7 protein-coding genes are annotated in these 11,791 nt (G+C 62.0%); 2 read left to right on the top strand and 5 right to left on the bottom strand.

The window, feature by feature from the left end:
• Positions 1-23: 23 nt before the first annotated feature.
• From FSO04_RS29315 to FSO04_RS29335, 5 genes are all read right to left on the bottom strand, one after another.
• The gene (locus FSO04_RS29315) at positions 24-2,414 is read right to left on the bottom strand and encodes a HAMP domain-containing protein (protein WP_154565063.1); all 2,391 of its coding nucleotides are present in this window, start codon (positions 2,412-2,414) and stop codon (positions 24-26) included.
• Positions 2,415-2,736: 322 nt separating this feature from the next.
• A complete protein-coding gene (locus FSO04_RS29320; protein WP_154565065.1) occupies positions 2,737-3,432 on the bottom strand; it encodes a DNA alkylation repair protein in 696 nt (231 codons plus the stop codon).
• Positions 3,433-3,582: 150 nt separating this feature from the next.
• Positions 3,583-5,016 (bottom strand): efflux transporter outer membrane subunit, encoded by a 1,434-nt coding sequence (locus FSO04_RS29325; RefSeq protein ID WP_154565085.1) that lies wholly within the window; start codon positions 5,014-5,016, stop codon positions 3,583-3,585.
• Positions 5,016-8,219 (bottom strand): efflux RND transporter permease subunit, encoded by a 3,204-nt coding sequence (locus tag FSO04_RS29330; RefSeq protein WP_154565067.1) that lies wholly within the window; start codon positions 8,217-8,219, stop codon positions 5,016-5,018. Before FSO04_RS29330 ends, FSO04_RS29325 begins: the two co-directional genes overlap by 1 nt.
• A gap of 12 nt (positions 8,220-8,231) precedes the next feature.
• Entirely contained in the window at positions 8,232-9,449 is a 1,218-nt protein-coding gene (locus FSO04_RS29335; RefSeq protein ID WP_154565069.1) for an efflux RND transporter periplasmic adaptor subunit, read from the bottom strand.
• Between the two features lie 440 nt (positions 9,450-9,889).
• Between FSO04_RS29335 and FSO04_RS29340 the strand changes: the two genes are divergently transcribed.
• Both FSO04_RS29340 and FSO04_RS29345 read left to right on the top strand, forming a co-directional pair.
• Positions 9,890-10,630 (top strand): response regulator, encoded by a 741-nt coding sequence (locus FSO04_RS29340; RefSeq protein WP_154565071.1) that lies wholly within the window; start codon positions 9,890-9,892, stop codon positions 10,628-10,630.
• Entirely contained in the window at positions 10,614-11,729 is a 1,116-nt protein-coding gene (locus FSO04_RS29345) for an ATP-binding protein (protein ID WP_154565073.1), read from the top strand. The genes FSO04_RS29340 and FSO04_RS29345 overlap by 17 nt, the downstream gene beginning before the upstream one ends.
• Positions 11,730-11,791 lie beyond the last annotated feature (62 nt).

The raw sequence follows: 11,791 nt of genomic DNA on the forward strand, positions 1-11,791 counted from the left end.
GTCAATCAGCGTTCGACCAACGTTCAATCCGCCATCGCGTCGAGTTGCAGTTCACCGGCATCGCCGCGCGCCGCCACACCCAGCGTGTCGACGGCGAAGCTATCCGGCAGGCAGACGATCGTCTGGAACTGACGGAACGAAGCGCCCTTGTGGTCGTCGGTGAAGCGCAGTTCGATGCGGCCGTTCTCGCGCTTGAGGAAGTCGCGCACCGCGTCCATGCCGACGCCACGGCCCGATACTTCCGTCACCGTTGCGGCGGTCGAGAAGCCCGGCCGGAAAATGAACTCGGCGATGGCTTCGTCGCTCAGGTGTTCGTCGCTGCCGATCCAGCCGCGCTCGACGGCAATGCCGCGAATCCGTTCGAGTGCGAGGCCGCGGCCGTCGTCGCTGAGCGTGATCTGCAGCGCGCCGCTGTCCACGCCCACTTCGATATCGATGGTGCCGGCCGGCTTCTTGCCGTGTGCGCTGCGCGCTTCGGCAGTCTCGATACCGTGGTCCATCGAATTGCGCAGCAGATGCATGAACACGTTGTTCAAGGTGCCACCCGCCTGGCCGCGCAGACGGTAGCCGTTGTCGTCGATGCGTACGGCCGGCGCCGGCTTCCCCAGTTCCTGCGCCAACGAAGGCAGCGAGTCCAGCACGCCGGAGAGCGCATCGCGCACGCTTTCGCTGCCCAAGGCGCGCAAGGTCCGGCGCAGCGCATCGCGCATCGACTGCAATTCGTGGAGTTCGCCGGCGTTCGTCTTGTCCAGCATGCTCAGGGTCTGCTGAATCTGATCCTTCTCGACCATCACGTAGCGGCCAGCGTTGCCGGCGCTATTCGCTCCGGCCTTGCTCTTGCGGCCGAGGCTATGTTCGTTGATCTTCGCGTAGCTCTCGATCGCCTCGCGCACGCGCGTCAGCTCCTGCATCAGGTGTTCCTGATCCCACGAACGGTCCGCGTCCGGTTGGCGCAGTTCGTGATAGCTCTGCTCGGTTTCATGAACGACGTCAGTCAGGTGCGCCAGGTTGTAGGTCCGCGCATTGCCCTTGATGGTGTGCATGTTGCGGAACAGCTCGGCGATCGCCGCATGGTCCGCTTCCGAGTGCTTGCGAATGATGCGCTCGTTCTCGCTGACAAAACCCGCGGAGCTTTCAATGAAATGATGGAACTTCTCTTCGCTCACCGCGAGAATCTCGCCGATCATGTCGAGACGGCGGCGCTGTTCGCTGGCTTCCGCAGCGAGCTTGCGCAGTTCGGTGACGTCGCGCACGCACAGCATCAAGCGCCCGATAACGTCGTTTTCGTCGGTGATCGCCGACCAGCTTAGGTCGAGAATCTTCACGCGGCCATCGGGCATGCGCTTCGAAATTTCGCCGACCAGCAGATGCTGATTGAACGCGAAGTTGATGCAGTCTTCGCCAAGGCACGCATGCGCGGCAGCATCGACTTGCGAGAGCACGTCCGAGCCGAGATCGGTATCCGAGAACACCAGATCCATCAGGCCGCGCCCGGCGATGTCTTTCGTTTCGAAGATGTCTTCCAGATACGCCGAGTACTCCGAGTGGATCACGGCGCCGTCGATCACCGTCAAGATACCTTGCTGCATGTTCTGCAACATGGCCTGGATGTCGGCGGTCTTCTGCTTGAGTTGCGCCGAGCTTTCCTGGATCTTTTCGATCATGCCGTTGAAGGCAACGATCGAATGGCCGATCTCATCCAGCCGGCCCACCGGCACGCGGCGCGTGAAATCCTGGCTCGACGCGATCTCGCTCATCATGGCTTGCATGCGGCTGAGCGGGCGAGTGATCTGACGGTAGAGCAGCGTGCCGATGAAGGTCAGCAGAATGATCGCAATACCGGTCACGATGGCGATGGCCGTCGTGGTTGTAGAAAGCGTGGCGTTCAGTGCGGTGATTGCATCGTCTTTCTGACGGTTCTTCTCGACACGCAGGGTCTCGACGATGCCTTCGAGTTCGTCGCGATACTGGGCGACGTTGGCGAACAGATACGCTTGCGCGAGTTCGTTCTTGCCGTCGGCCTTCATTTTCGCCGTCTCGGTGATCGCGGTGAAGTAGTTCTCGAGGCTGTCATTAGCCTGGGAAACGAGGCCTTGCTGGGCATGGCTCGCGGCATCTTTGCCTTGCAGCGCGAGAGCCTGTTGCAACGAGGCTTTTTTCTTCTTCAGTTCGTCTTGTGCCTGGGCGACCATGTTGGCGTCCGGCGCGTAGACCAAGGTCATGGTCGCGAGCTGTACGTCTTTGACTTGCGAGACGAGGTCAGCGGAAGCCAGCGCACTGGGGACGACGCCCTCGGTCACCTTGCGCACTTCGCCTGCGCTGCCACGCGTTTGATACACGGCGTAGCCACCGATTGCCGACAAGGCGACGAACATCAAGACAACCAATAGCGTGATGCGATGACGGATAGTCATGTGAAACCCCCGGGGGTATGGCCTTCGCGTCAGCCCTCGATCGGGGCAGCGCGTTATTTGCGAAATCTGGTCGTGTGTACAGCACAGGCCATTATTCTGGCCGCATGTTACTAAGCGATGACTACGGGGTTTTTGGCCACGTCCGGAGGGTTAAATATTCTTCTAAAGTTCTTGGTTTTAAGGCCGTTAACACAGGCCTTTTTGATTTGCGCGTTGTAGTGCGCAGTGCTTTTGCAAAAGCGTACATTGCGTTGACATACGCCGTCAGGTGAACGGGTAACTGAACAGCAAATCGAGCGGCAAATGTTCTGCGCCAGGTCCGTCAGCGAATCGGCGGCAGATGCTTCGACGCCTCGCGCACGGTAAGCGGCGACATGATGTCCCGCGAAGCGGAAAGAAAGGTGCTCACCGCGTCGGGAGCATGCCACGCGTAGTCCCGCAACGCCCAACCGATGGCCTTACGGATGAAGAAGTCGCTTTCCGCGGCCAGCGAACGCGCGTACCCGAACAGGCGCTCTTCGTCGGTATGCTCGCGCCAGCCGAGTTGATGAATCATGGCAATGCGCCGAACCCACAGCGATTCGTGCTGGAGTGCCGCGTCCATTGCGGCCTGCACATCCGGTGTGTGTGCTCGCGCCGCTTTCAGAATGTCGCCGACGACACCCGCCAGCGGATCGATCGAATCCCACCAGGCGCTCCGCTGTGCGAGCTTTAATAAGTGTGCGATGTCTGCTGCCGCAAGCGTCTTCCATTTGCGCGCCAACAGATCGGTCGCGACGTACTGGAATTCGCGTTCCGGCATCCACCATAGGACATTCGCACACGCCAGCAGATGATCGGTATTCTCTACCGTCAGCCGCTTGAACACCGGCAATACCGCTTGCCTCCGTAGCGGTGTCGGCACACCGATGAACTCGAAGTGGTCACGCATGTAAGCGCCCATCGCAAGCGCGCGTTGAGCGTCGGCGTGCGGCACGAGTGCCGCCTTGATTTCTTCACCGAAAGCGTCGGGCGTCATTGGGGAAATGCTCCGTGTGAATGGAAAGTAACGCGCAGGTGGCTGCGTTCGGGCGGCCTCCCGAATCTTCTCACCTTCGAATCGAAAGTGCGTCGACAGGTAGCAACATTATCACCGCACACGCTCCCGAATGTTCTCACCTGTCGGCTTTTAGCTTCCCTCCCAACCGCCGCCTAATACCTTGTACAAGGTCACTAGATTGGCCTGTCGCGACAGACTATCCGACGCGAGTTGCTGCTGCGCGGTGTAGAGCGTGCGTTGCGCGTCGAGGAACGTGAGGAAGCTGTCCGTGCCCGCCTTGTAGCGCGCCTGAGCAAGCGTGTAGTACCGGTGCGACGACGCCACATAGTCGCGATCCGCCTCCACCTGATCGACGTAAGTTGCACGCGCTGTCAGCGCGTTCGCGACTTCTTTGAATGCTGTCTGAATCGTGCTCTCGTAATCGGCGACCTCGATTTGCTTCTCGATCGTGGCGACGTCGAGCGATGCCTTGTTACTGCCGTAATCGAAGATCGGCACCGACACGCTCGGCGCGAATGCCCAGGCACCTGTACCCGCTTTGAACAAACTTGAAAGCGTCGAACTCGACGTACCGGCCGAAGCCGTCAGCTCGATCTTCGGAAAGAACGCAGCGCGCGCGGCGCCGATGTTCGCATTCGCCGCCTTCAGCGCATGCTCCGCCTGCACGATGTCGGGACGACGGGTGAGCAGCAGTGACGGCACGCCCGCACCGATGTCGGCGAACATCGACTCGTCGTCGAATTCGCGAGCGGGCGGAAGGTCGTCGGGAATCGGCGCGCCGAGCACGGCGATCAGGTTGTTGCGGTCCTGCGCGACGGCACGCCGGTAAGACGCAAGGCTCGCCTTCGAGCTCGCCAATGAGTTTTGCGCCTGCTGCACGTCGAGCATCGACGAATTGCCCAACTCCTGAATGCGCTTGGTCACGTCGTATGTCGACTGGTCCGCTTTGACCGTGTCTTCGGTGATTTGCAGGAGACGTTCGTCGGACAGCAGGGTCAGGTAGTCGGTCGCTACTGTCGCGATCAGGCTGATCTGTGTGCTCTGCCGCGACGCATCCGTCGCGAGATAGTTTTCCATGGCCTGACGCTTGAGGCTGCGCAAGCGTCCGAAGAAGTCGATCTCCCATGACGTGGTGCCGACGCTCGCGTCGCTGGAACTGGTCGTCACGCCTGAGGCGCGCTCGCGGGTCAGGCTGCCGCTCGCGCTGATCGACGGTGCGAGCACGGCACGCGTGATGCGGTATTGCGCCTCGTATTCGGCCACGTTCAACGCGGCCACGCGCAGGTCGCGGTTGTTGTCGAGCGCGATCTGGATCAGCCGTTGCAGACGTTCGTCGCGAAAGAAGCTGCGCCAGGCCATGTCGGCGCCGAGCGGCGGTGGGGTAGTGGTCGTGCTCGGCGTCGCGGTGGACGCTGCCGCGGCGCTCGTGCTCTCGTACGCCTCGCCTTTTGGATAAGCCACCGCGACGGGTGCCGCAGGTCGTTCATAGTGCGGGTCTAGCGTACACCCCGTCAGCATGGCAACGGCAAACGCCACCACGCATGCGCTCAATTTGAGTCTCATCATTCAACACCTTCCTGTTGCTTGGCATCGCCGTGTTCGCCGAACAGGCGGCGCACGACGACAAAGAACACCGGCACGAAAAAGATGGCGAGCAACGTCGCGGCGATCATGCCGCCCATCACGCCGGTGCCAATCGCATGCCGGCTCGCCGAACCGGCGCCTGTGCTGATGACCAGCGGCAGTACGCCGAACACGAAAGCGAGCGATGTCATCAGAATCGGCCGCAGACGCAGTCGCGCGGCTTCCAGCGTGGCGTCGATCAGGCTATGGCCCTGCGCTTGCAGGTCCTTGGCGAATTCGACGATCAGGATCGCGTTCTTGGTGGAGAGCCCGATGGTCGCGAGCAAGCCGACCTTGAAGTAGATATCGTCGGACAGCCCGCGAATATGCGCACCCAGTACCGCGCCGAGCACGCCGAGCGGTACGACCAGAATCACCGCGATCGGAATGGACCAGCTCTCGTACAGACCGGCCAGACAGAGGAACACCACGACCAGCGAAATCGCGTACAGGTAGATCGCCTGCGATCCGGCAAGGCGCTCCTGGTACGACTGCCCGGTCCAGTCGATGCCGAAGCCGGCGGGCAGCTTCTTCACGAGCGCGTCGACGGCGGCCATTGCCTGGCCCGTGCTGGTGTTCGCACCGGTTTGCGCGGTGATTTCCATCGCCAGCGTGCGGTTGAAGCGTTCGATCTGCGGCGGCCCGAAGGTCCATTTGCCGGTAGAGAACGCGGAGAACGGGACCATCTGGCCGTCGTAGCCTGCGGTGGTCGTACTGCTAGTGCTGCTCGTGCTTGTAGTCGAGGTGCTGCTTGAAGTACTCGAACTGCTGGTCGTGCTGGACTTCACATACCATCGTCCAATATCGGACGGCATCATCCGGTAAGGCGCGTCGGCCTGCACATAGACCTTCTGGATGCGTCCCGTATCGACGTAGTTGTTCACGTAAGTCGAGCCGAACGCCGTCTGCAACGTGTCGTTCACGTCAGCGATTGAAAGTCCGAGCGCACTCGCCTTCTCGCGATCGATATCGACATGGAACTGCGGCGTATCGTCGAGGCCACCGGGACGCATGCTGGCTAGCGCGCTGTCCTGCGCGGCGAGCGCGATCAATTGCTGGCGCGCGGCCATCAGCTTGTCATGACCCTGCCCGGCGCGATCTTCCAGTTCGAAGTCGAGACCGCTCTGCGTGCCGAGTTCCTGAATGGCCGGCGGATTGAGCGCGACAATCTGCGCGTCGTGCGAGGCGGCGAAGTGCATGTTGGCGCGCTGGATGATCGCCGCCGCCGAACCGTCGCTGGCGCGCCGCGTGCTCCAGTCCTTGAGCCTGACAAACGCCAGGCCGTTGTTCTGCCCCGAGCCGTTGAAGCTGAAGCCGGTCAGCGCGATGATCTTGTCCACCTGCGGAAGACCGAGGTAATACGCCTCGACCTGTTTCACGACTTCCAGCGTCTGCGCGGCAGGTGTGCCGGCGGGCGCGGAAATCGACGTGATGATGAACCCCTGATCCTCGTCCGGCAGATAGGACGACGGCAGCTTCATGAAGAGCAGCGCAACCACGCCTCCAATCAGCAGGTAGATCACCATATAGCGCATCGGCTTGCCGATCACACGCGCAACCGTCGAGTCGTAACGATCGGTTCCACGAGTCAGCACACGGTTGAACCAGCCGAGCACGCCGCGCTTCGTGTGGTACTCGACGTCCGCGCGCCGCAGCATGGTCGCGCACAGCGCCGGTGTCAGCGTCAATGCGAGGAACACGGAGAGCAGCATCGCCGCGACGATCGTGATCGAGAACTGCCGGTAGATCGCGCCCGTGGACCCCGAGAAAAACGCCATTGGAATGAACACGGCGATCAGCACGGTCGTAATGCCGACCAGTGCGCTGGTGATCTGCTTCATCGCCTTGCGCGTGGCTTCGATCGGCGATAGACCCTCTTCCGCGATCAGCCGCTCGACGTTTTCCACGACCACGATCGCGTCGTCCACCAGCAGGCCGATAGCGAGCACGAGCCCGAACATCGACAACACGTTGATCGAAAATCCCACCGCCGACATCACCGCAAACGTGCCGAGCAACGCAACGGGCACGACAATGGTCGGAATCAACGTCGCGCGCAGGTTTTGCAGGAACACGTACATCACGACGAAGACCAGCATCACCGCTTCGATCAGCGTCTTCACCACTTCTTCGATCGAGATGCGCACGAACGGCGTAGTGTCGTACGGATAGTCGACCACCACGTTATGCGGCAATTGCCCGCTCAGTTCGTTGAGCTTGGCACGCACCGCTTTGGCTACGCTCATCGCGTTCGCGCCGCTCGCCAGTTTGACCGCGAGCGAGGCCGCCGGCTTGCCGTTCAGACGCGATTCCGTGCTGTAGTCGTCGCCGCCGACCTCGACCCGCGCGACGTCCTTCAGCATGACCTTTGAGCCGTCGCTGTTCACGCGCAGCAGGATCGAGCCGAACTGCGCGGGCGTGGTGAGCAGGCTCGATGCCGAAATGGTCGCGTTGAGCGCCTGCGTCTTCGTGGACGGCGAGCCGCCGATCTGGCCGACCGAGAGTTGCACGTTCTGATTCGTGATCGCGGTGGTGACGTCGCCGGCAGTCAGACCGACTGCCTGCAGCTTCACCGGATCGAGCCAGATGCGCATGGCGTGCTGCGCGCCGAACAGCGTCACGTCGCCGACGCCGTCGATCTGCGTGAGCGGATCTTCGATCTGCGTTGCGATGATGTTGCCGAGATCGATGGAATTCATGCTGCCGTCAGAGGACGACAGCGACACGATCATCAGAAACGCATTGGCTGCCTTCGCCACTTGCACACCCTGGTCCTGCACTGTCTGCGGCAGCGACGAACTGGCCTGTTCGACCTTGTTTTGCACCTGCACCTGGGCGATGTCGGCATTGGTGCCTTGCTGGAACGTGAGCGTGATGGTGGCCTGTCCGGCCGAACTGCTGGTAGACGACATGTAGAGCAGATGATCGATGCCGCTCAGTTTCTGCTCGATCACCTGTGTGACGGTGGTCGCCACGGTTTCAGCCGAGGCGCCCGGATAAGTCGCCGTGATCTGCACGGAGACCGGCGCGACGCTTGGATACTGTTCGACCGGAAGCGTCCCGATGGAGGCGCCGCCGATCATCATGATGACGATGGCGATGACCCACGCGAGGATCGGTCGGTTGATAAAGAAACCTGCCATGAGTGTCTCGCTTTAGCTGTGTGCGGCCGACGTGGTGTCCGCGGTGGCGGCCGCACCCGATATAGCGGGCGATTCGACCGGTTTCACAACACCGCCCGCGCGCGCTTTCTGCGATCCGGCGACGATCACGCGATCGCCCGCCTTGAGGCCGCGCGTAACGAGCCAGTCGGCGCCTGACGCGGTGTCGGCCGTGACGGGTGTCTGCGTGACCTTGTTGTCGGCGCCGACCGTCAGCACGCTCGCCGAACCGTCGGATGCACGCGAGACCGCGAGTTGCGGCACCGTGATCGCCTGCTGGTTCACGCCCTCTTCAAGCCGTGCGCGCACGAACATGCCGGGCAGCAGCACGCCGTCCGGATTCGGGAACACGCAACGCAAGGTGACCGAACCGGTGGTGGCGTCGACGGTGATATCGGAGAACAGCAGCTTGCCTGGCTGCGTGTACGTGCTGCCGTCTTCCATCACGAGATGAACGACCGCGCCGTCCGAGCCCGCCTGTTGCAACTGGCCACTGGCGAATTCTTTCTGCAGCCGCAACCAGTCGGCGGAAGAGCGCGTGACGTCGAGATACATCTCGGTCGTCGCCTGGACCGTCGCGAGCGCGGTGGTCTGCTCCGCAGTGACGAGCGCGCCTTCAGTCACGCTCGATTTGCCGATCCGTCCCGCGATGGGCGCAACGACTTTCGTGTAGCCGAGATTGATCGCGGCAGTCTTCAATGCGGCACGGTCGGAGACCACGTCGGCCTTCGCTTCCTCCAGGGAGGCGACGGCGTCGTCGTAGTCCTGCTTGCTCACGCCTTCGATCTTCGACAGTTCGGCGTAGCGGGTGGCCTTCGTCTGCGCGGCGCTCGCTGTCGCCTCGGCTTTGGCGAGCGTGCCGACGGCCTGGTCGTAGGTTGCCTGGTAGCTGGACGGGTCAATCTGGTAGAGCACGGCGCCGGCCGCGACCTGTGAGCCTTCCGTGAAGAGGCGCTTTCTGACGATGCCTTCGACCTGCGGCCTGACTTCGGCGACGCGGATTGCCGACAGTCGCCCGGACAATTCGGTACTCGACACCACAGGGTGCGGCGCGATCGTTTGGACGCCTACTTCAGGAACGGACTGTGGTGGTCCATGGGGCGCCTGCTGGCCGCAAGCCGCCAACAAAAAAGCGGCGACGACTGCAGCAGCAAGATGTGTGAATCTCGGTACGCGCGAGGAGGGTCCGGACGCGATAGGGTTATTCGGCATGCTGTGGGCATCCTTCGACTCAATTCGACAAAGGGCCGTCTGGCATGCGTTGTTCGCTAAAGCGGGGCGAGTGAAAACGTATCGGTCGACCACGCGCTTGACACTGCACGCAAACCAACACACTGAGCCCGAAGGAAACCGCGTAACGCCACCAGCGGCGAGAGGTGGCCCAGCATAGTGAGCGGCGTCTTACGGTGGCTTAGGCGAGGATTACGAGTTGTAACGAAGCGCGTGGTGTTGCGAAGAGTCGGGCGGTGTGACGTTGACTGGTCTTGGTTGCTTCACGCAGCCAGATAGAACCGAAAGCAGCCACCGTAATAAACTGTAAGCGCAGATAAGAACCCGAAACCGCTGTCTCCGCGCGATTCGCTATATTGCGACGTGCGATAGGCGCGCGGCCGCGCCGTCCGTCAATTGTCCTCATCGATCAGGGCCCAGCCATGTCAGACACGCCCATCCAGGTTTTACTGGTCGACGACGACGCCGACCTTCGTGACCTGCTCAGAACCTTCTTTCAACAACGCGGCATCGAGATGTCCGTGTTGCACGACGCGAACCATCTGGCACGCCGGCTGGAACGCGAACGGCCCTCGATCATCGTGCTCGATCTGATGATGCCGGGTGTCGACGGACTCAGCGCGCTCAGGCAATTGCGTGCGAATGGCGACACGATTCCCGTGATCATGTTGACGGCGCGCGCGGACGGCGTGGATCGCATAATCGGTCTGGAACTCGGCGCCGACGACTATCTCGGCAAGCCGTTCATGCCGCAGGAACTGCTCGCGCGTATTCATGCGGTGTTGCGCCGCCACGCGCAGCCATCGGGGTCCACGGCTACGGCGCTCGAAAAGCGTGAAGCGCTGCGCTTCGGCCGCTTCCGGCTCGACTTCGCGAGGCGCACCCTGTTTCGCGATGACGAAGCGCTCAAGCTGACCGGCGGCGAATATGCGCTGTTGGAAGTGCTCGCCGCGCATCCAATGGAAACGCTGTCGCGCTCGAAGCTCGTCGATCTGCTGCATGGGCCGCACTCGGAAGTGACCGAACGCGGCATCGACGTGCCGGTGTGGCGCCTGCGCCGTCTGCTTGAAGATGACCCGGCCAATCCGCGCCGGATCCAGACCATACGCGGCATCGGCTATATGTTCGTGCCCGGCAGCAATGACGATGAAGAATCCCTTTAACACACTGTTTGGCCGGCTCGCATTGATGACGGTGAGCCTGATCGTGCTGGTGCATATCACCGCAATCGTTCTCGTGGACCGTGACCGTGGCCAGATCGACGCGGGTCACGCGCAACGCGCTTTGCTGCTCGCGGTTGAGGCGGGACGCGACGGCCCGCTCGCCGCTTCCCACGTCGCGGCAACGCTCGGTGTGTCCTATGTGAGCGCGCAAGACGCGATCCGGTATGGCTGTCCCGCGCCGTGTGAGAACACCTCGGGTCCGTTCGAACGCGACTTGCGCCGGAAGTTGCCGGCAGGCAGCCAGGTCGTAGCCGACGGCGAGAACGGCACGGTCTGGGTCCATTACGCGGGCAATCCAGGCTGGCTCAAAATGCAAAACGCGACGCTGCCGGCGCGTCTCTTCCTGGGCGCGTCCGCGACGATGCTGGTGCTGGCGGTGATCATCGCGCTGCTCGGCGCGTGGCAATTGCAACGGCCATTGCACCGGCTCGCACTCGCAGCGCGCGAGTTCCGCATCGGCCATCGGGCGCCGGTCGTGGAGGCGAGCGGCCCGCGCGAATTGAAAGAGCTGATCGGCGACTTCAATCAGATGGTGCACGAACTTGCGCAGGCCGAGCAGGAGCGCGCGGTGATGCTGGCCGGCGTGGCGCACGATCTGCGTGCGCCGATCACGCGCATGCAGGTGCGCGCGGATCTGCTGCCTGATGAAGCGAATCGCCGCGGCTTTTTGCGGGACGCGGAGTCGTTGTCACGCATCGTCACGCAGTTTCTCGACTTCGCACGTGAGACGGCGGATACCTCGCCAAGCACCAGCGTCGATGCCCACTGTCGCCGGCATTACGGCGACAGCCTCGCGGACGATTCGCTCGTGCGCCTCGATCTACAAGCCGGCGATGGTTTTGGTCTGCCGCTTGTCGACCTCGACCGGATTCTGACCAATCTGATCGAGAACGCACTCACTTACGGCGAGCCGACGGTGGAAATTTCGACGGCCCGCCGCGACGGCCAATACACGCTCGAGGTACGCGATCACGGCGGCGGCATTCCAAGCGGTCAACTGAATCGTGCGCTGCAACCGCTGTCTCTTATACACATCTAAAAAAAAAAAAAAGCACGATAGCGAAACGAAAGAAGACACAACAGTGGACACAATATAACAAG

Origin of the sequence: Paraburkholderia madseniana, from assembly GCF_009690905.1 — a bacterium.
GTDB lineage: Bacteria > Pseudomonadota > Gammaproteobacteria > Burkholderiales > Burkholderiaceae > Paraburkholderia > Paraburkholderia madseniana.